Source organism: Bradyrhizobium sp. 14AA (assembly GCF_054185205.1).
In genome coordinates this window covers 112,749-130,978 of sequence record NZ_JAVAYM010000019.1, presented here as the reverse complement: position 1 = coordinate 130,978, position 18,230 = coordinate 112,749, and the positions used below count along the sequence as shown (strand labels likewise).

The following is an 18,230-nucleotide window of genomic DNA, read 5'->3' as shown; positions in this document are numbered from 1 at the left end:
AGTTGCAAGTCTTTGCGTCAACCGACCGATCAAGTCTTTGCGTCAACCGACCGATGAAGAGGGTATCATGATCACTCGCAGACTAGTCCTTGCCGGCGCCGCGGCGCTCGCGTTCACGGCCTCCGCTTCGGCCGACGACTGGAAAGCCAAATATCCGGAACTGACCTTCGCGGTCGTTCCGGCCGAGAACGCCTCGGGCGTCACCGAGCGCTGGGCGCCGTTCATGAGCTATCTCTCCAGGGAATTGGGCGTGAAGGTCACGCTGCGCATCGCCAACGACTACGCCGCGGTGATCGAAGGCCAGCGCGCCGGCAATATCCATATCGCCAGCTACGGCTCGGCCTCGTTCGCGCGCGCCCGCCTGACCGGCGTCAAGACCGATGCCTTCGCCAACGACATCAATGCCGATGGCTCGACCGGCTACTACTCGGTGTTCTTCGTCAAGGCGAGCAGCGCCTACAAGAAGATCGATGACCTCAAGGGCAAGAACCTCGGCCTCGTCGACCCGAACTCGACCTCCGGCAACAACGTGCCGCGCTTCGAGCTCGACAAGATGGGCATCGCCGACGCCGACAGCTATTTCGGCAAGGTCGTCTTCACCGGCAGCCACGAGAACGCGATGCTGGCGTTGGCGCAGGGCACGGTCGACGTCGCCGCCAACCAGTGGACCAGCGACGACGATTCGACGCTGGCGCAGATGCTGACCAAGGGCATGCTGAAGAATGCCGACGGCTCGCCGATGAAGAAGGACGACTTCCGCATCATCCACAAGTCGGCGTCGATCATCAACGGCCCCTATGCCTATAACTCCGACCTGCCGGACGACGCCAAGGCGGCGATCACGAAGGCGTTCTTCGATGCGCCGGCCAAGGACAAGGCGGCCTTCGATCGCCTCCAGGACGGCCAGAAGAAGGGCTTTCATCCCGCCACCACCAAGGACTGGGATGGCACGATCGACCTGATCAAGTTCGTCGACGCGCTGCGTAAGAAGAAGGCGTCCTGAGTTTCGGGACGACGGCACTGGAGCCGGGTCGATGGACCCGGCTCCTTCTCTTTTTGACCGACCCCTGGTCCTGATCCGATGACCGTTGCGGTTTCGATCCTCCCCGAGCAGCAGCTCGCCGTGCTCAATGCCGCCTATGGCCAGGCGGTCGCGCGCAGGCGCTGGCGCCTCCTGTTGGGAGCCGTGATCTTTGCGGCGGCGCTGGTTCTCGCCGCGATCGGCGCGGAGGTGAACCTGCGCACGCTCTTCACCTATTTCGGCAACTTCCTCGGCTATTTCGACCGCATCCTCACGCTCGACAACGGCCAGCGGGTCTGGACCGATGTCGGCGAGTGGCTCTGGGGCTGGCGCAAATGGCTGAAGATGCTCGGCGAGACGCTGCTGATCAGCTATGTCGGCACGCTGATCGGTGCGACCCTCGCATTCGCTCTGAACTTCTTCGCGGCGGAAAACACCTCGCCCGCGCCCTGGCTGCGCTTCACGGTGCGTCGCCTGCTCGAGTTTGCCCGCACCGTTCCCGGAATCGTCTTCGCGCTGATCTTCGTGATCGCCTTCGGGCTCGGCCCGATGGCGGGCGTGCTCGCGATCGCGATCCATTCCACCGGCGCGCTCGGAAAACTGTTCTCGGAGATCGTCGAGAATGCCGACATGAAGCCGGTCGAAGGCATCCGCTCGACCGGCGCAAGCTGGCTCTCCTGCATGCGTTTTGCGATCGTGCCGCAGGTCACCGCAGGCTATGCCAGCTACGCGCTGCTGCGCTTCGAGATCAACGTCCGCGAGGCCTCCGTGATGGGCTTCGTCGGTGCCGGCGGCATCGGCCAGGAGCTCGTCGTTGCTATCCGCAAGTTCTACTATTCGGACGTCAGCGCCATCCTGCTCACCGTCATCGTCACCGTCTTCATCATCGATATCAGCACCGGCTGGCTGCGCGGCCGCCTGTTCGGCAGGGAGGCGCGGACGTGACGAGGCCGCAGGAGGTCGACACGCGAGCGCTTCGCGCGCGCTACCCCGAGGTGTTCGATCGGCCGGCCTCGGCCCGGCTCGCGATGCCGGCGATGATCGTCGCGGCGTTCGCGATCCTGGTGTACGGGCTCGTCGATCTCGACTTCTCGCCGTCGCGGTTCTTCGCTGGCCTCAGCCAGCTCGGCTGGATCAGCCTGATGATGATCCCGCCGGACCCCGGCTCGTCGCTGCCGATCTATCTGAAGGCGCTCGGCGAGACGCTGTCGATCGCGTTGCTCGGCACGACGCTGGCCGCGTTGTTCGCGTTGCCGGTCAGCCTGCTCGCGGCTCGCAACATCGTGCCGTCGAACATCCTGCGCTTCCCGGTCCGGCGTTTCCTGGATTCGATCCGCGGCGTCGACACGCTGATCTGGGCGCTGGTGTGGATCAACGTGGTCGGGCTCGGCCCGTTCGCCGGCGTGCTCGCGATCGCGGTCTCCGATTTCGGCGCGTTCGGAAAACTGTTCTCGGAGGCGATCGAAGGTGCCGACCAGAAGCAGGTCGAGGGCATCCGCGCCTCCGGCGGCAGCCCGCTGCACGAGATCCGCTTTGGCCTGTTGCCGCAGGTCCTGCCCGTGATCGCCGGTCAGGTGCTCTATTTCATCGAATCCAACACCCGCTCGGCCACCATCATCGGCATCGTCGGTGCCGGCGGCATCGGGCTTCAGCTTGCCGAGCAGATCCGCGTGCTGGAATGGCAGAAGGTGTCGTTCCTGATCCTGATGATCCTGGTCGCGGTGGCCGCGATCGATTTCATCTCGGGCAAGCTGCGGTTTGCGATTATTGGAAGGCGGGCGGTGGCCTGATCGCAGGTGCCGTAGGGTGGGTTAGCCGAAGGCGTAACCCACCACCGCTTATCTCCGCGGAGACAGTGCCGTAGGGTGGGCAAAGCGCAGCGTCCCCACCAATTCTATCGTAGTGCTCGATGAATGGTGGGCACGGCGCAAGCGGCGCCTTTGCCCACCCTACGAGTCCGGTTTCGTGGAGAGAGGGTTCTCTACGACTCCACCAGAAACTCCACCCGCTCCGCCGCAAAGCGCGAATGCTTCGTCACTAGCGGCTTGCCTTCGAGACCATGGTCGGTCGCATCGACCACCAGGATAGGCCGGCCGAGCGGCAGATCCAGCCGTGCCGCATCGGTGGCGTCCACGATGCCGGCGGTGATCCGGGTGGCGCCGCGGCGATAGTCGCGGACGCCGTAATGTTCCAGCAGTTTCGTCATCGAGCGTGTCGCCGCGAATACCGCGCCCGCACCGGGAAACAATTCCGCCGATAGCCAGGTCGTGGAGACGCAGATCGGCGTGCGGTCGGCGAGCCGTATCGCTTCGATCCGCACCAGCGGAGCGCCGGCCTTCAATCCCAGTTCCCGCGCCAGTTCGCGGGTCGCGACGTCATCGGTCGCCTCGATCAGGCGGCCATGCGGTTCGCGGCCATCGGCGCCGACGATCTCGGAGAAGCGCGTGCGCGAACGCAAGGGATAGGCGAGCTTCTGCGCCTCGACATAGGTTCCGCTGCCGCGTTCGGCGCGCACCAGGCCGCGTTCGGCAAGCGCGGCGAGCGCGCGCCGCACGGTGTGGCGGTTCACCCGATAGGTTTCGGCGATCTCCATCTCGCCTGGCAATTTGTCGCCGGCCGCAAAGCGGCCGTCGGCGATGCCGCGTTCGATGCCGTCGGCGACGAGGCGCCACAACGCGACGCCCGAGGAGGCTGTGTCCTGCATGCTCATGTCGCGGCCAAGCTAGCCCAGAAATCACGTCCTTGTCACGAAACAGTCATGGCGTGCCCGTATGAAGTTGTCTAGTATCATAGACAACTTGGATTCGGCAAGTTCTGCGGAAAAGTTCGGTGGATACGGTGACCCAGCACAACAATCAGCAAGCCCAGCGCAAGGCCGCGATGGCGGTGCTGGCGCATGCGGAGGCGGGCGAGATCGCCGCCCGCCTCCGTAACTTGACTCTCCCGGCCCATCAGGAGCTGCGCGCGCCGGAAAGCGGCCTCGTCATGCTGCGCGGCCGGGTCGGTGGCGACGGTGCGCCGTTCAATCTCGGTGAAGCCACGGTGTCGCGCGCCGCGGTGCGGCTTGCGAGCGGCGAGGTCGGCTTCGGCTACACGCTCGGGCGCAACAGTGAGAAGGCGCGGCTGATCGCGCTGTGCGATGCGCTGGTGCAGTCCAGGGACTTCGGCGGAGCGGTCGAGCGGGACGTTATCGCGCCGTTGCGCGAGCAGCTTATGGTCAGGCGCAAGCAGGCGGCGGCGGAGACCGCCGCAACGAAGGTGGATTTCTACACCATGGTGCGCGGTGAGGGGTGAGATCATGACCACGATTGCGGAACTGCCGCCCGGTTTCGCCGACAAGGTGCTGTCGGCGCAATCGACCTTTCGCTCGGTCATGGACGCGATGGCGCGGCCGGGCTCGGTCCAGCGCATCGTTCCGATGGCCGGGGCGCCAGGGCCGATGATGCGCGGCACGGCCGCGATCGCGCTGACATTGTTCGACCACGACACGCCGCTCTGGCTCAATCCGCGGATGGCGGAAAGCTCGGACGTGGTGAAATGGCTCAAGTTCCACACCGGCGCGCCGGTGGTGCAGGATACGTCGATCGCAAGCTTCGCGCTGATCAGCGACGGCGTCCTGCTGCCCGCGCTCGAACGCTTTGCGCTGGGCACCAACGAATATCCGGATCGTTCGACCACGGTGATCATTCAGGTCGAGAGCCTCGACGCGGGACGCAGCTTCGAGCTGCGCGGTCCCGGCATCGACGGTGTCGCGACGCTCCAGGCCTCGATCAAACCGTTCGACCTGTTCGAGCGCCTGCGCTTCAACGAAGCATTGTTTCCGCGGGGCATCGACGTGGTGCTGGTCGCCGATGATGCCGTGGTTGCGATCCCGCGCACCACGCGCGTCGTGAACAGGGGAAGCTAGTCGCATGTATGTCGCAGTCAAAGGCGGCGAACGCGCCATCGAGAACGCCCATCGTCTGCTCGCCAATGCGCGGCGCGGCGATCAGAGCGTTGCGGAAGTCACGCTCGACCAGATCTCGGAGCAGCTCGGCCTTGCCGTGGACCGCGTCATGAGCGAGGGCTCGCTCTATGACCGCGAGCTCGCGGCACTCGCGATCAAGCAGGCGCGCGGCGACATGATCGAGGCGATCTTCCTCGTCCGCGCCTTCCGCGCCACCCTGCCGCGCTTCGGCGCGAGCGAGCCGTTCGACACCGGCACGATGCGGGTGCGGCGGCGGGTCTCCTCGACCTTCAAGGATATTCCGGGCGGCCAGATCCTCGGACCGACCTTCGACTACACGCATCGCCTGCTCGATCCCTCACTCGCCGAAGGTTTCGTGCCGGAAGCGCCGGCAACAGCCGAAGCGTCGACGGCGCCGACGCCGCGCGTGACCGACATTCTCGGCCGCGACGGGCTGATCGAGTCGTCGCCACAGGCTGAAGATGGCGCCAGCGTTGGCGACCTCACCCGCGAGCCGCTGAACTTTCCGGCGGATCGCGATTTGCGCCTGCAAAATCTCGCGCGCGGTGACGAGGGCTTCTTGCTCGCGATGGGCTATTCCACCCAGCGCGGCTACGGCCGCAACCATCCCTTCGCCGGCGAGATCCGCTTCGGCGAGGTCGAGGTCGAATTCGCAGCGGAAGATGTCGGCTTCGCGGTGCCGCTCGGTGCGATCGAGCTCACCGAGTGCCAGATGGTCAACCAGTTCAAGGGATCTGCGACCGAGGCGCCGTGCTTCACCCGCGGCTATGGCCTCGCCTTCGGCCAGAGCGAGCGCAAGACCATGTCGATGGCGCTGGTCGACCGCGCGCTGCGCGCCCGCGAGCTGGGCGAGGAAGCACTCGCCCCGGCGCAAGATGAAGAATTCGTGATGTCGCATTCGGACAACGTCCAGGCGACCGGCTTCGTCGAGCATCTGAAGCTGCCGCATTATGTCGACTTCCAGTCCGAGCTCGGCCTGCTCCGCAAGCTGCGCAAGGAATTCGCCGATGCCCAAGCGCCCGATGCCATGAAGGAGGCCGCGGAATGAACGCGCCCGCCTACAATTTTGCCTATCTCGACGAGCAGACCAAGCGGATGATCCGCCGTGCGATCCTGAAGGCGATTGCGATCCCCGGCTATCAAGTGCCGTTCGCCAGCCGCGAAATGCCGATGCCCTATGGCTGGGGCACCGGCGGCGTGCAGGTCACGGCCGCGATCCTCGGCCCCCAGGACGTGCTGAAGGTGATCGACCAGGGCTCGGACGACACCACCAACGCGATCTCGATCCGGAAATTCTTCGCCAAGACCGCCGGCGTCGCCACGACGACGGCCACCGACGAGGCGACGGTGATCCAGACCCGTCACCGCATCCCCGAGACGTCGCTGCACGCGAACCAGGTGCTGGTCTATCAGGTGCCGATCCCGGAGCCGCTGCGTTTCCTCGAGCCGCGCGAGACCGAGACGCGGCGCATGCATGCGCTCGCCGAATACGGCCTGATGCATGTGAAGCTCTATGAGGACATCGCCCGTTTCGGCCACATCGCGACCGCTTACGCCTATCCGGTGAAGGTGAATGCGCGCTACGTGATGGACCCGTCGCCGACGCCGAAATTCGACAATCCCAAGATGGATAATTGCGCGGCGCTGCAATTGTTCGGTGCGGGCCGCGAGAAGCGCATCTATGCGATCCCGCCTTATACGCAGGTGGTGTCGCTCGATTTCGAGGACCATCCGTTCGAGCCCTACCGCTTCAACGCGCCTTGCGCGCTTTGCGGCGCCGAGAATTCCTATCTCGACGAGATCGTCACCGACGACAAGGGCGGGCGCATGTTCGTCTGCTCCGACACCGACTATTGCGAAGGCCGCCAGGCCGCCGGCCATCACGGCAGCCTCAGCGCCGCGCCGTACAAGGAGAAAGCGGGCTCACATGGTTGATCTCGATAGTCTTGAGAGCGACCAGCCGCTGCTGGTCGCGGAGTCTCTCAGCAAATCCTTCGGCCGCATCGCTGCCTGCCGCGACGTGTCGTTCTCGCTCTATCCCGGCGAGGTGCTGGCGATCGTCGGAGAATCCGGTTCGGGCAAGTCGACGCTGCTGCAGATGCTCTCGGGCCAGCTCGCGCCGAGCGCGGGTCAGGTGTCGTACCGGATGCGCGACGGCATCACGCGCGATCTCACGACCTTGGGCGAAGCCGAGCGGCGCTTCCTGTTCCGGACCGACTGGGGTTTTGTGCATCAGGATCCCGCGCAGGGCCTGCGCATGGCGGTCTCGGCCGGCGCCAATGTCGGCGAGCGACTGATGGCGGTGGGCTGGAATCACTATGGCCGTATCCGCGACACCGCATCCGATTGGCTCACCCGCGTCGAGATCGACATCGCGCGCATCGACGATGCGCCGCGCACCTATTCCGGCGGCATGCGCCAGCGCCTCCAGATCGCCCGCAACCTCGTCACCGAGCCGCGGCTTGTGTTCATGGACGAGCCGACCGGCGGCCTCGACGTCTCCGTGCAGGCGCGCCTGCTCGACCTCGTGCGCAGCCTCGTCGCCGAGCTGCACCTTGCCGTCATCATCGTCACCCACGATCTCGCGGTGGCGCGCCTCTTGTCGCACCGCGTGATGGTGATGAAGGGCGGCCGTGTCATCGAGACCGGCCTCACCGACCAGGTGCTCGACGATCCGCGCGAGCCGTATACGCAACTCCTCGTCTCCTCGATACTGCCGCCATGAGCTTTCCAATGACCGCCATGATCGAAATCGCCGACGCAAAAAAAACCTTTACGATGCACCTGCAAGGCGGCATCGAATTGCCTGTGGTCAGCGGCGTGACCTTCCACGTCAATCCGGGCGAGTGCGTCGTGCTCTCGGGTCCGTCCGGCGCCGGAAAATCGTCGATCCTGAAGATGATCTTCGGCAACTACCGCTGTGACTCCGGCCGCATCGGCATCCGCCATCGCGGCGCGGTGATTGATCTTGCCAGCGCCGAGCCGCGGCAGATCCTCAACGTCCGTCGCGCCACCATCGGCTATGTCAGCCAGTTCCTGCGCGCGGTGCCCCGCGTTGCGACCATCGACGTTGTCGCCGAGCCGCTGATCGCTGGCGGCATGGCCCGCGCCGATGCGCAGGCCCGCGCCGGCGAGTTGCTGCATCGTCTCAACATCCCCGAGCGGCTCTGGCAGCTGCCGCCCGCCACCTTCTCCGGCGGCGAGCAGCAGCGCGTCAATATCGCCCGCGGCTTCATCTCGGACCTGCCGATTTTGCTGCTGGACGAGCCGACCGCCTCGCTCGACGCCGCCAACCGCGCCGTCGTGGTCGAGCTGGTCGCCGAAAAGAAGCGCCAGGGCGTTGCCATGGTCGCCATTGTCCATGACGACGAAATCCGTCATCTGATTGCCGACCGCATCGTCGACGTCACCAGCTTTGCCGCCGCGGCCTGAAGGAAATGGAAATGAACGCCAAGCCGAAGGAAACAGTGATCGCCAATGCCCGGATCGTTCTGGCCGACAGGGTGATCGAGCAGGGCTGGCTCGCTCTCGCGGACGGACGCATTGCGGAGATCGGCGAGGGCAGGGCGCCCGCGGGCTCGGACGATGCCGGCGGCGATCTCCTCATGCCCGGCCTGATCGAGCTCCACACCGATCATCTCGAAGCGCATTACGTGCCGCGGCCAAAAGTGTTCTGGAATCCGGTCGCGGCCGTGGTCTCCTATGACGGCCAGCTCGCCACATCGGGCATCACCACCGTGTTCGACTCGCTTCGGGTCTGGCGCGAGGACGGCGCCGAGGAGGTCGATGGCCGTGCCGGTACGCTCGCCGCGGCAATCACCACCGCGCGCGACGCCGCTCTCTTGCGCGCCGACCACTTCCTGCATCTGCGCTGCGAGATCCCGATGCCGAGCGTGGTCGAGGAAGCCAGGGAGCTGATCGACCGCCCCGACGTCCGCCTGATGTCGCTGATGGATCACACGCCCGGCCAGCGCCAGTTCCGCGACGAGGGCAAGCTGCGCGATTACTACCGCGGCAAGAACGGCGGCAAGACCGATGCCGAGCTCGACGAGCTGTTCGCGCGGCGCTTCGAGTATCAGAAAGCTTACGCCGCGACCAACATGCGCCAGATCGTGGCGCTGGCGCACGAGTACAGGATTCCGCTGGCGAGCCATGACGACACCACCGAGGAAAACGTCGCGCACGCCGTGCGTGATCGTGTTTCGGTGGCGGAATTCCCGACCACGCTGGAGGCCGCGCGCGGCCTGCACCAGGCCGGCATCGACATTTTGATGGGGGCGCCGAACGTGGTGCGCGGCGGCTCGCATTCCGGCAACATCGCCGCGGTCGATCTCGCCCGCGAGGGCCTGCTGGACATCCTGTCGTCGGACTACATCCCGTCCAGCCTCCTGATGGCCGCGCTGCAATTGCCCGAGCACGTGCCCGCCATCAGCCTTCCAGCGGCGATCCGCACGGTGACGAAGGCGCCGGCCGAGGCGGTCGGCCTGTCCGACCGGGGTGAAATCGCCGTCGGCAAGCGCGCCGATCTGATCCGCGTGCATGTTGTGGGCAGCGTCCCTGCGGTCCGCAGCGTCTGGCGCGAAGGAAGCCGCGTCGCATGAGCGAGAGCGTGACCATGGCGCCGGAACAGGCGGGCGCGATCGGACCCGGGCGGCTCGTGCTCGTGGTCGGTCCCAGCGGCGCCGGCAAGGACACACTTCTGCGGCTCGCGCGGGCCGCCTGCATCGACGATCACGAGATCGTCTTCCCGCGCCGCGTCGTGACGCGCGAATCCTCCGCCGATGAAGACAATGTCGCACTCGGTCTCGACGAGTTCCGCCGGGCGCAGCAGCAGGGCGGTTTCGCCGTGCACTGGGACGCGCACGGGCATTCCTACGCCCTGCCGATCGAGATCAACGACGACATCCGCGCCGGGCGCACGGTCGTCGTCAACGTCTCGCGCACGGTGATCGGCGCGCTGCGCAAGGCCTACGTCAACGTCGTGGTGGTTGCGATCACCGCGCCGCCCGACGTGCTGGCGCAACGGCTGGCTGCCCGGGCGCGGCACAGCGACGGCAATATCGCGGAAAGGCTGTCACGCAGCGTCGACGACAGCTCGGCGCATGCCGATGTCACCATCCTCAACGCGGGCAGCGCGGAATATCACAGCCGCCAGCTCGTGCGCGTGATCAAAAACGAAGGCTGGCACGAATAGCTACCACAGCAAGGAGAACGGAATGTCGGTGATCGAAACGGTCGAACAGCTGGAAGCCATCTACGGCGCCGTTGGTGACGCCTCGACCGTGAAAGTAGCCGACCACGTCACGCCGCTCTACCGGATCTTCATCGAGAAGGCGCCGTTTGCCGCGCTCGCCACCATCGGGCCCGAGGGTATCGATTGCTCGCCGCGCGGCGACCTGCCCGGCTTCGTCCGTATCCATGACCCGAAGACGCTGATGCTGCCGGACCGCCGCGGCAACAACCGGGTCGACTCCTTGCGCAACATCGTGCGCGATCCCAGGGTGTCGCTGATGTTCCTGATCCCCGGCTCCGGCAATGCGGTCCGCGCCAACGGCCGCGCCCATCTCTCGGTCGATCCGGAGCTGCTCGCCTCGTTCAAGGTCGAGGGCAAGGCGCCGCGCAGTGTCATGGTGATGAATGTCGAGGAAATCTACTTCCAGTGCGCCCGCGCCATCGTCCGCTCCGATCTCTGGAATCCCGACAGGCGCGTCGATCCCAAGACCTTGCCGACGCCGGGCCAGATCCTCGCCGAGATGAGCGAGAACAAGGTCGGCGGCGCGGAGTACGATCGCATCTGGCCCGAGCGTGCGGCAGCAACGATGTGGTGATGGCTTGCCTGTTTTCGCCCCGGACGAAATGCGTGTCGGCGGAGGCTTGGTCGAGCGGCGCGTGACAGCCATCGGCTGCGGACTGACGCGACTTTGCAGGGGCTTTGGCGCCAACCTGTTGCGAATGCAGCACGTCTGAATTCTTTGACATCCTGTGGTGGCGCTTGCACGTGGCCCTTTCGGGAACTCTGTGGTGTATTGTCGCGGATTGTTTCCGGATATTCATTCGAGGGTTTTGTCGTGCTCAGCACTTTGCGGTCCGCTCCGGCGACCCTGCGCCATTCGCTCCTCGCCGGCGCGTCGCTTCTGGTGCTCGCTGCGCCGGCCGCCGCCGCGGACCTGCCGCTCGTCGCCAAAGCGGGGCCGGCGACTGCCGCTTCATGGGCCGGATTTTATCTCGGTGTGCACGGCGGCTACGGCTGGAAGAAAGACGATTTTTCGGTTTCCGATAGCTTCACCTTCACGGCGCCTCAGCACATCAACGGCGTCACGTCGCAGGGTGCGGTCTATGGCGGCCACGCAGGTTACAATTGGCAGTTCGGCCGCGCCGTGACCGGCCTCGAACTCGATTTCAGCGCTTCCGACATCAAGGGAAGCAACAGCATCAGCGAGACCACTGCATTGGGCGGTGGGGGAACGCGCACGGTGACGTTGTCGTTGGCTGAAAACGTCAAATATCTCGGCAGCGCCCGTGCGCGCCTTGGCTGGCTGCCGACCGACAATGTGTTGCTCTACGGCACGGCAGGCCTGGCATGGGAGCGCCTCGATTCGACTTCGACCAATCTCTCGGTCGATAACCCGCCGGCTGCTCCCGCGACGCAACTCGTCACGGCCAAGACTCCGATCGATAAATTCGGCTGGGTTGCCGGCGTCGGCGCCGAGATGATGCTCGGCAGTCCGAACTGGATCGGCCGCGTAGAATATCTGCATTATGATTTCGGCCAGGTCCAGACCGCATCCAGTTTCGACCGCGTCGGTTTTCGCTCGGACCTCTCAACCGCGGGATCGCAGACCATCGATCTGGTACGAGCCGGCGTGTCCTACAAGTTCGGCGAACCCTCGCGTGTGGCCAGCCTGGCCTACTATGGCAAGGCGCCGGTCGCGGCGCCGCAGGCGACGTGGGCCGGATTCTATCTCGGCGTCCATGGCGGCTACGGCTGGGCCGACGACCCGTTCAATGCGCCGGGCGGACTTTTCATGTTCCCGGACGGGGCGCTCAACGGCGTGAAGTCGAAGGGCTGGGCTGCCGGCGGGCACATGGGTCATAATTGGCAATACGGCCGCGTCGTGACCGGCCTTGAAATCGATCTCAGCGCCGCGGACATCAAAGGCGATTCCAACACCCTCTTCGCGGATTTTGGCGGCGGAGGTTCCGGGACCATTTCGATCAGCGAAAAGGTGAAGTATCTGGGCACGGCGCGCGGCAGGCTCGGCTGGATGCCCGTCGACAGCGTCCTGCTCTACGGTACCGCCGGCCTGGCCTGGGAGCGCGTGGAGAGCGCCGCGATATCCACGCAAGTTTCCGCGCTTGGTACGGTGACGTCGACGTCGAACGTCCCGGCCGATCATTTTGGCTGGGTCGCCGGCGCCGGCGCCGAAATGATGCTCGGCAGTTCGAGCTGGATCGGCCGCGTCGAATATCTGCACTACGATTTCGGCCACGTCTTTGCGGAACAATCGTTCAGCGTGAGCGGCGCTCCGCCGTTTTCCCTCGCGTCCACGTCGGGGCGTCAGACCATCGACCTCGTCCGCGCAGGCGTGTCCTACAAGTTCGGCCCGGACGTTGCCGTGGCGAGTGCCGCGCAGGCGATGTACGCCAAGGCGCCGCGCGTGTCGCCGCCGAGCGCGAGTTGGGCCGGGTTTTATCTCGGCGCTCATGCCGGCTACGGCTGGCAGGAGAATGATTTCTCCACCAGCTTCTTCACCACTTTCGTCGACGGTATCAAATCCCAGGGCTGGCTCGCCGGCGGCCAGGCCGGCTACAATTGGCAATATGCCAACGTGGTCGCGGGTCTCGAAATCGATGGCAGCGCCACCGGCATCAAGGGCAGTTCGGCGACCGCGACGGATCCGCCGTTCACCCAGACGCTGTCCGATAACGTAAAATATCTCGGCACTGCGCGCGCCCGTCTCGGCTGGACGCCGGCCGCGAACTGGCTGCTCTACGGCACCGGGGGCCTCGCATGGGAGCGCATCCATCGCTCGATAGTGGGTACCGCGGCGTTCCCCGGCAGCCCTGAGGTCACGACCAACGAGGCCCCACGCGACCAGTTCGGATGGGCCGCCGGCGTCGGCGTCGAAACCTTTATCGGCAGCTCGAACTGGATCGCGCGGCTGGAATATCTGCACTACGATTTTGGCAAGGTCGAACCGACCTTCACCACGGTCTCGACGGACGTTGGCGTCCCGACAACGATCGAAAAGGGCGGCCGCCAAACCATCGATACCGTTCGCGCCGGCCTGTCCTACAAGTTCACGCCGTAGGCGCCGACTTTCGTTTCTCGTCGCCCCAGGAGCGCCAGGATTCAAACGAGGCACATACGAAGCGGCCGGGCGGGATGCGGCTGACCGGCTGCTTCACGATGCTTGCGGCCGACGGCAAGGCCGCTCGGGTCATCGCGAGATGAATCCGACTGTCCGTGCTTGCGCTGGAAGAAACGCGCCAGCGCGCGGCCCGCAAATATGGATAGCCATTTCATTGACCAATCGCGCCAATCGCTCGATATTCGAAGCATCGAAACCGCTCCTCGAGCTTGAAGCCGCGATATGAGAACCGATCACCAGCGCAATCAGAACGACATGCACGAATGCATGGCGCGGCGCTGTTTCTCGGCGGCCACCGGCGCCTGTTGTTGTTGCTGATCGCTTCCTAGCAGCATTCCGCATCGCAAATCCCAAGACTTGAACTTCCAAGACTTGAACTTCCAAGACAGGAACGCCGTATTCCGGCGAACGAGCAGTCATGTCCCAGACACAGTCGAACGCCTACATCATTGAAATCCAGGATCGCGCGGCCGGCATCATCACGCGAGATGAGCGCGGCTTCCGCTTCTTCTCCTCCGAACGCCTGTTCGACAGCCTCGAAGGGCGCCAGTTCCGCTCGGCGCGCGAGGCGGAACGCGCCGCCCGTGCCGTGCTCTCGGAGCGGAGCCGTCGCGCGAATTCCTCGCCCTTCGCCAACTGAACCTGACGCAAAGGACCGCAACATGATTGCCCGACGACATATCCTGACCGCAGCGCTGTTCCTCGCGACCACTTTGGCGGTACCGGCGCGCGCCGAAGACAAGCCGGCAGAAATTCGCATCGGCACGCAGAAGGGCGGCTTCTTCCCGGCGGTACGGCAGCGTCAGACGCTCGAAAATGCCTTCAAGCCGCTTGGCATCGAGATCAAATGGATCGACTTCCAGTTCGGGCCGCCGCTGCTGGAGGCCATCAATGTCGGCAGCGTCGATTTCGGCTTCGTCGGCGATACCCCGCCGATCTTCGCCCAGGCCGGCGGCGCCAAGATCCGCTACGTCGCGGCCGTGAAGTCGGACGGCAACACCCAGGCGATTGTCGTGCCGAAGGACTCGCTCATCAAGACGCTGGCCGATCTCAAAGGCAAGCGTGTCGCCTTCGGCAAGGGATCGAGCGCGCACAATCTCCTGGTCGCATCGCTCGAAAAGGCCGGGCTCTCCTGGTCCGACATCACGCCGGCGCCGCTCGCCCCCGCCGATGCGACGGCGGCTTTCGTGAAAGGCTCGGTCGACGCCTGGTCGATCTGGGATCCCTATCTCGCGCTCGCCGAATTGAAGGAGAACGCCCGCGTCCTTGTGTTCGACAAGGACGTGCACCAGCCGAACGCCTTCTACATTGCCGGCACCGACTTCGTGGACAAGTATCCCTCGCTCGTTGCGAAGCTCAACACGACTTTCGCGTCCGAAGGCGGGTGGGCGGAGACGCATCACGAAGAGGTTGCAAAGGCGCAGTCCGAAGCGACGGGCGTGGACATCGAGGCCGTCAGGCGCTTCGTCAACCGCTCCAGCTATCGCGTGGTGCCGCTCGACGCCGAAGTGATCAAGACCCAGCAGGCCGTCGCCGACCGTTTTGCAAAGCTCGGCCTGATCCCGAAACCGGTCAACGTCTCCGACATCGTCTGGAAATGGACGCCGGGGTCCTGAGGCGGCTCAGCCCTTCAGCGCCGCCAGCAATTCATCCGGGCGCTCGGCCATGATCATGTGGCCGGCGCCCGGCACCACAACGGTCTTCGCATGCGGGATCGCGGCTGCAAGCGCCTTGCCCGCCTTCGCCGGTGTCATCATGTCGCGCTCGCCGAGAATCAGCGTCGTCGGCACCTTCACGCTTGCGGCCGCGGCAAGCGCATCCGCGTAAGCATTGCAGGCGGACAAATCCCTGAAAAGCACGCCCGGCTCGCAAGCCTTCAGCACCGCCTGCGCGCCGCCATGCATCCACAGGCCGGGCGCCAGGCTGCCGCCGAGCTCGGCGTTGAAGCCGAGGCCCCAGATCGAGACCATGTCGTTGGCATCCTGCGAATTGGCTTCGGCCGCCTTCAGAAGATCCGGCCCGACCGTCATGGTCGCGGCCGTGCCGATCAGGCTGAGGGCGGAAACCTTGTCGGGATGCCGCGCCGCCGTCTCCAGCGAGATCAGCGATCCCATCGAATGCCCGATCAGATGCGCCTTCTCCACGCCGGCTGCGTCGATGAGTGCTGCCGTCCAGTCGGCCATCCCCGCGATGCTCGCCAGTGAAGGTCCGTCCGTGCGGCCGTGGCCGGGCAGGTCGGGCGCCAGCACCGCAAAACCGTGATGCGCGAACCAGCGCGTATGCAGCGCCCAGGTCGAACGATCGAAGCCGGCGCCGTGGATGAAGACGACCGCGGGCAGGGACTTGTCGAATTCGCGGCCGCCGGTTGCGACAAACACCTCGGCGCCGTTGACGGTGAGCTTCATGACTTAGACCTTTTGCGAGATGCGTAGCGCCTGGGCGAGATCGTCGATGATGTCCGACGCGGTCTCGATCCCGACCGACAGCCGCACCAGCTCCTCGCCGATGCCGGCGGCCTTGAGCTGTTCGGCATCCATCTGCTGATGCGTGGTCGAGGCGGGATGGATTACCAGCGTCTTGGCGTCGCCGACATTGGCGAGATGGCTGATCATGCGCAGCTGCTCGATGAACTTGCGGCCTGCGGGCCGGCCGCCCTTGATGCCGAAGGATACGATCGAGCCTGCGCCGCGCGGCAGCAACTTCTTGGCGAGCTGGTAGTCCGTGTGGTCTTCCAGCGAGGGATGCAGCACCCAGTCCACCGCCTTGTTGGACTTCAGCGCTTCCAGCACGAGGTGGGTATTCTGCATGTGGCGATCCATGCGCACGCCGAGCGTCTCCACGCCCTGCAAAAGCTGGAACGCGTTGGTCGGCGACAGGCAGGCGCCGAAATCGCGCAGACCTTCGGTGCGCGCCCGCATGATGAAGGCGGCGGTGCCGAACTGCTCGTCGAAGACGATGCCGTGATAGCCGCCATAGGGCTCGGTCAGCACGCCGAACTTGCCCGATGCGCGCCAATCGAAGCGGCCGCCGTCGACGATGGCGCCGCCAATCGCGATGCCATGGCCGCCGATCCATTTGGTCGCCGAATGCATCACGATGTCGGCGCCGAGCTCGATCGGACGGCTGAGATAGGGCGTGGCAAAGGTGTTGTCGATCAGCAGCGGGATCTTCGCGTCATGTGCGATCTGAGCGACCTTGGGGATGTCCAGCACTTCCAGGCCGGGATTGCCGATGGTCTCGCCGATCACGAGTTTCGTGTTCGGCTTGATGGCGCTGCGGAACGCGTCGAGATCGCGCGGCTTGACGAAGGTCGTGGTGATGCCGAAGCGCGGCAGCGTGTGCGCCAGCAAATTGATGGTGCCGCCATAGAGCGAGCTCGACGCGACGATATGGTCGCCGGCATTCAGCAGCGTGGCGATGGCCAGATGCAGCGCGGCCATGCCGCTCGCGGTGCAGATCGCGCCGACACCGCCTTCGAGCGCCGCGAGCCGCTCCTCCAGCACACCGGTGGTCGGGTTGGAGATGCGCGTGTAGATGTGGCCGGCGCGTTCGAGGTTGAACAGCGCAGCGGCGTGGTCGGAATCCTGGAACACGTAGGACGTGGTCTGGTAGATCGGCACCGCGCGGGCCCCGGTCGCGGGATCCGGATGCTGGCCGGCATGCAGGCTCAGGGTTTCGAAGGCAGGCGGTTTTGGCGCGGGCATGCGTGGCCTCGTTGGTCGGTCGGCGGAGGCGGTCGTTGTGCCATAAAACGGCGTGCCGCGTCAGCCCATTGACTCTTCACAGGAGGTCGTCATGCCCGGGCATAGCCGTCCGAATGACGGCGTCGCTTCCGCTCGCCTACGTCCCGGGCATCCACGTTCTTCGTGCCGCGGGGAAAGGCGTGGATGGCCGGGACAAGCCCGGCCATGACGCTGTAGTTGCTTCAGCGCGCCCGACGCTCAACTCATATGCGATTGACTTACCGAAGGCGGGGAGAGGCGGAAGCTATCCTCCGATGGCCTGCTCGATAATCCGCGCTTCCCGCAGCAGGATCTCCGCGACCTCCTGCTCGCGGCGGGGCCCGAGCCTCGTTCGAACGGCGGAGACGGTCATCGCAGCCGCGGGGCGCCCGTCCGGCGTCTTGATCCAGGTCGAGATCGACTTTGTGCCCTGCACGAGGCCAATCTCTCTCATGCCGTACCCCAGCCGTCTTGCGGCGGTGACCTCGCCGAGCACGGTCGCCGCATCGGTCCGGTAGGCCTCGAACCTTGTCTCGTTGGCTGCGACGATCTTTCGCGCCTCCTGCGCCGGCATCGCGGCGAGGATGGCGACGCCCGCGCTGGAGACGCCGAGCGGCCGGCGCGCGCCGATCTCGATCGACAGCACCTGGATCGGGTAGACGCCGATCCTGCGATCGACGCACAGTGTGTCGTTGCCGGTGCGCACAGTCAGGAACAGCGTGTCGCCGATCTCGGCGGACGCACGTTGCATCGACGGATTGGCGGCGATCAGCAGCCGCGACGGCCGCGCCCGTGCGAGCGCAAGCTCCGGCACCTGGTTGCCGATCGCGTAGCGGCCGGTTCTGGTGTGCCGCTCGACGATGCCTTCCTCGATCAGCACGTGGACGATGCGATGCACGGTCGGCCGGGTGAGGCCGGTCGCCTGCACCACCTCGGTCAGCGGCACGCCGTCCTCGCGGCCTGCGGCAAGAATGCGCAGCACGGCGAGCGCGCGCCGGATCGCCTGCGCACCCTGCCGTGGTTCCATGGCGCCGCGGGCGAATCTCGAGGAATCTGTCCTGTCCATAATATGGACAAGAACGCCACAATTCACTCGACAGGTAAAGTGTGCGTCTGGAGATTGCGCTCCGATCGAGATGCCGTGTGCT

At 65.4% G+C, this 18,230-nt stretch carries 20 protein-coding genes; 15 read left to right on the top strand and 5 right to left on the bottom strand.

What is annotated here, in order from left to right; genetic code table 11:
• Positions 1–67: 67 nt before the first annotated feature.
• From phnD to phnE (RAD15_RS29365), 3 genes are all read left to right on the top strand, one after another.
• Positions 68–1,003, top strand: coding sequence for a phosphonate ABC transporter substrate-binding protein (phnD, locus tag RAD15_RS29375; protein WP_458181702.1), 936 nt, complete (start codon positions 68–70; stop codon positions 1,001–1,003).
• A 78-nt stretch (positions 1,004–1,081) separates the two neighbouring features.
• Positions 1,082–1,966, top strand: a complete 885-nt coding sequence (gene phnE, locus RAD15_RS29370; protein WP_458181701.1) for a phosphonate ABC transporter, permease protein PhnE — start codon at positions 1,082–1,084, stop codon at positions 1,964–1,966.
• Positions 1,963–2,811, top strand: coding sequence for a phosphonate ABC transporter, permease protein PhnE (gene phnE / locus RAD15_RS29365; protein ID WP_458181700.1), 849 nt, complete (start codon positions 1,963–1,965; stop codon positions 2,809–2,811). Before phnE (RAD15_RS29370) ends, phnE (RAD15_RS29365) begins: the two co-directional genes overlap by 4 nt.
• 191 nt (positions 2,812–3,002) lie before the next feature.
• Here the strand turns inward: phnE (RAD15_RS29365) and phnF are convergent, their stop codons facing one another.
• Positions 3,003–3,731 carry a phosphonate metabolism transcriptional regulator PhnF gene (gene phnF, locus RAD15_RS29360; RefSeq protein WP_458181699.1) on the bottom strand — a complete coding sequence of 243 codons (729 nt, stop codon included), beginning with the start codon at positions 3,729–3,731 and terminating at the stop codon, positions 3,003–3,005.
• A 119-nt stretch (positions 3,732–3,850) separates the two neighbouring features.
• On the opposite strand from phnF, the gene phnG reads away from it, so the two are divergent.
• The 10 genes from phnG to RAD15_RS29310 all read left to right on the top strand — a co-directional run bounded on the left by phnG (position 3,851) and on the right by RAD15_RS29310 (position 13,300).
• Positions 3,851–4,315 carry a phosphonate C-P lyase system protein PhnG gene (phnG, locus tag RAD15_RS29355; protein ID WP_458181698.1) on the top strand — a complete coding sequence of 155 codons (465 nt, stop codon included), beginning with the start codon at positions 3,851–3,853 and terminating at the stop codon, positions 4,313–4,315.
• A gap of 4 nt (positions 4,316–4,319) precedes the next feature.
• Positions 4,320–4,928 (top strand): phosphonate C-P lyase system protein PhnH, encoded by a 609-nt coding sequence (gene phnH / locus RAD15_RS29350; protein ID WP_458181697.1) that lies wholly within the window; start codon positions 4,320–4,322, stop codon positions 4,926–4,928.
• 4 nt (positions 4,929–4,932) lie between these two features.
• Positions 4,933–6,036, top strand: coding sequence for a carbon-phosphorus lyase complex subunit PhnI (locus RAD15_RS29345; protein WP_458181696.1), 1,104 nt, complete (start codon positions 4,933–4,935; stop codon positions 6,034–6,036).
• A complete protein-coding gene (locus tag RAD15_RS29340; RefSeq protein WP_458181695.1) occupies positions 6,033–6,923 on the top strand; it encodes an alpha-D-ribose 1-methylphosphonate 5-phosphate C-P-lyase PhnJ in 891 nt (296 codons plus the stop codon). The genes RAD15_RS29345 and RAD15_RS29340 overlap by 4 nt, the downstream gene beginning before the upstream one ends.
• Positions 6,916–7,713: a phosphonate C-P lyase system protein PhnK gene (gene phnK, locus RAD15_RS29335; protein WP_458181694.1), complete on the top strand. Its 798-nt coding sequence runs from the start codon at positions 6,916–6,918 to the stop codon at positions 7,711–7,713. The genes RAD15_RS29340 and phnK overlap by 8 nt, the downstream gene beginning before the upstream one ends.
• An 8-nt stretch (positions 7,714–7,721) precedes the next feature.
• The gene (phnL, locus tag RAD15_RS29330; RefSeq protein ID WP_458181693.1) at positions 7,722–8,420 is read left to right on the top strand and encodes a phosphonate C-P lyase system protein PhnL; all 699 of its coding nucleotides are present in this window, start codon (positions 7,722–7,724) and stop codon (positions 8,418–8,420) included.
• An 11-nt stretch (positions 8,421–8,431) separates the two neighbouring features.
• The gene (locus tag RAD15_RS29325; RefSeq protein WP_458181692.1) at positions 8,432–9,589 is read left to right on the top strand and encodes an alpha-D-ribose 1-methylphosphonate 5-triphosphate diphosphatase; all 1,158 of its coding nucleotides are present in this window, start codon (positions 8,432–8,434) and stop codon (positions 9,587–9,589) included.
• The gene (phnN, locus tag RAD15_RS29320) at positions 9,586–10,182 is read left to right on the top strand and encodes a phosphonate metabolism protein/1,5-bisphosphokinase (PRPP-forming) PhnN (protein WP_458181691.1); all 597 of its coding nucleotides are present in this window, start codon (positions 9,586–9,588) and stop codon (positions 10,180–10,182) included. Before RAD15_RS29325 ends, phnN begins: the two co-directional genes overlap by 4 nt.
• 22 nt (positions 10,183–10,204) lie before the next feature.
• Positions 10,205–10,816 carry a pyridoxamine 5'-phosphate oxidase family protein gene (locus RAD15_RS29315; RefSeq protein ID WP_458181690.1) on the top strand — a complete coding sequence of 204 codons (612 nt, stop codon included), beginning with the start codon at positions 10,205–10,207 and terminating at the stop codon, positions 10,814–10,816.
• 240 nt (positions 10,817–11,056) lie between these two features.
• Entirely contained in the window at positions 11,057–13,300 is a 2,244-nt protein-coding gene (locus tag RAD15_RS29310; protein WP_458181689.1) for an outer membrane protein, read from the top strand.
• 129 nt (positions 13,301–13,429) lie between these two features.
• Here the strand turns inward: RAD15_RS29310 and RAD15_RS29305 are convergent, their stop codons facing one another.
• On the bottom strand, positions 13,430–13,780 hold the full coding sequence (locus RAD15_RS29305) for a hypothetical protein (protein WP_458181688.1): 351 nt from the start codon (positions 13,778–13,780) through the stop codon (positions 13,430–13,432).
• Here RAD15_RS29305 and RAD15_RS29300 point away from each other — a divergent pair.
• The gene (locus RAD15_RS29300; RefSeq protein ID WP_458181687.1) at positions 13,779–14,000 is read left to right on the top strand and encodes a hypothetical protein; all 222 of its coding nucleotides are present in this window, start codon (positions 13,779–13,781) and stop codon (positions 13,998–14,000) included. The two genes, RAD15_RS29305 and RAD15_RS29300, sit on opposite strands and share 2 nt — an antisense overlap.
• A gap of 22 nt (positions 14,001–14,022) precedes the next feature.
• Positions 14,023–14,976: an aliphatic sulfonate ABC transporter substrate-binding protein gene (locus tag RAD15_RS29295; RefSeq protein WP_458181686.1), complete on the top strand. Its 954-nt coding sequence runs from the start codon at positions 14,023–14,025 to the stop codon at positions 14,974–14,976.
• A 6-nt stretch (positions 14,977–14,982) separates the two neighbouring features.
• On the opposite strand, the gene RAD15_RS29290 is transcribed toward RAD15_RS29295, so the two are convergent.
• From RAD15_RS29290 to RAD15_RS29280, 3 genes are all read right to left on the bottom strand, one after another.
• Positions 14,983–15,765 (bottom strand): alpha/beta fold hydrolase, encoded by a 783-nt coding sequence (locus RAD15_RS29290; RefSeq protein WP_458181685.1) that lies wholly within the window; start codon positions 15,763–15,765, stop codon positions 14,983–14,985.
• A 3-nt stretch (positions 15,766–15,768) separates the two neighbouring features.
• The gene (locus RAD15_RS29285; protein ID WP_458181684.1) at positions 15,769–17,064 is read right to left on the bottom strand and encodes an O-acetylhomoserine aminocarboxypropyltransferase; all 1,296 of its coding nucleotides are present in this window, start codon (positions 17,062–17,064) and stop codon (positions 15,769–15,771) included.
• A gap of 283 nt (positions 17,065–17,347) precedes the next feature.
• The gene (locus RAD15_RS29280) at positions 17,348–18,148 is read right to left on the bottom strand and encodes an IclR family transcriptional regulator (protein WP_458181683.1); all 801 of its coding nucleotides are present in this window, start codon (positions 18,146–18,148) and stop codon (positions 17,348–17,350) included.
• Between the last annotated feature and the right edge of the window lie 82 nt (positions 18,149–18,230).

Excerpts from the sequence above, each read along its gene's own strand:
- RAD15_RS29300 (WP_458181687.1), top strand. The coding sequence starts at position 13,779 with ATGTCCCAGACACAGTCGAACGCCTACATCATTGAAATCCAGGATCGC.
- RAD15_RS29290 (WP_458181685.1), bottom strand. The coding sequence starts at position 15,765 with ATGAAGCTCACCGTCAACGGCGCCGAGGTGTTTGTCGCAACCGGCGGC.
- phnL (WP_458181693.1), top strand. The coding sequence starts at position 7,722 with ATGACCGCCATGATCGAAATCGCCGACGCAAAAAAAACCTTTACGATG.
- RAD15_RS29315 (WP_458181690.1), top strand. The coding sequence starts at position 10,205 with ATGTCGGTGATCGAAACGGTCGAACAGCTGGAAGCCATCTACGGCGCC.
- RAD15_RS29280 (WP_458181683.1), bottom strand. The coding sequence starts at position 18,148 with ATGGACAGGACAGATTCCTCGAGATTCGCCCGCGGCGCCATGGAACCA.
- phnF (WP_458181699.1), bottom strand. The coding sequence starts at position 3,731 with ATGAGCATGCAGGACACAGCCTCCTCGGGCGTCGCGTTGTGGCGCCTC.
- RAD15_RS29340 (WP_458181695.1), top strand. The coding sequence starts at position 6,033 with ATGAACGCGCCCGCCTACAATTTTGCCTATCTCGACGAGCAGACCAAG.
- phnE (WP_458181701.1), top strand. The coding sequence starts at position 1,082 with ATGACCGTTGCGGTTTCGATCCTCCCCGAGCAGCAGCTCGCCGTGCTC.
- phnN (WP_458181691.1), top strand. The coding sequence starts at position 9,586 with ATGAGCGAGAGCGTGACCATGGCGCCGGAACAGGCGGGCGCGATCGGA.
- RAD15_RS29345 (WP_458181696.1), top strand. The coding sequence starts at position 4,933 with ATGTATGTCGCAGTCAAAGGCGGCGAACGCGCCATCGAGAACGCCCAT.
- RAD15_RS29285 (WP_458181684.1), bottom strand. The coding sequence starts at position 17,064 with ATGCCCGCGCCAAAACCGCCTGCCTTCGAAACCCTGAGCCTGCATGCC.
- RAD15_RS29305 (WP_458181688.1), bottom strand. The coding sequence starts at position 13,780 with ATGACTGCTCGTTCGCCGGAATACGGCGTTCCTGTCTTGGAAGTTCAA.
- phnK (WP_458181694.1), top strand. The coding sequence starts at position 6,916 with ATGGTTGATCTCGATAGTCTTGAGAGCGACCAGCCGCTGCTGGTCGCG.
- RAD15_RS29325 (WP_458181692.1), top strand. The coding sequence starts at position 8,432 with ATGAACGCCAAGCCGAAGGAAACAGTGATCGCCAATGCCCGGATCGTT.
- phnH (WP_458181697.1), top strand. The coding sequence starts at position 4,320 with ATGACCACGATTGCGGAACTGCCGCCCGGTTTCGCCGACAAGGTGCTG.
- phnD (WP_458181702.1), top strand. The coding sequence starts at position 68 with ATGATCACTCGCAGACTAGTCCTTGCCGGCGCCGCGGCGCTCGCGTTC.
- RAD15_RS29295 (WP_458181686.1), top strand. The coding sequence starts at position 14,023 with ATGATTGCCCGACGACATATCCTGACCGCAGCGCTGTTCCTCGCGACC.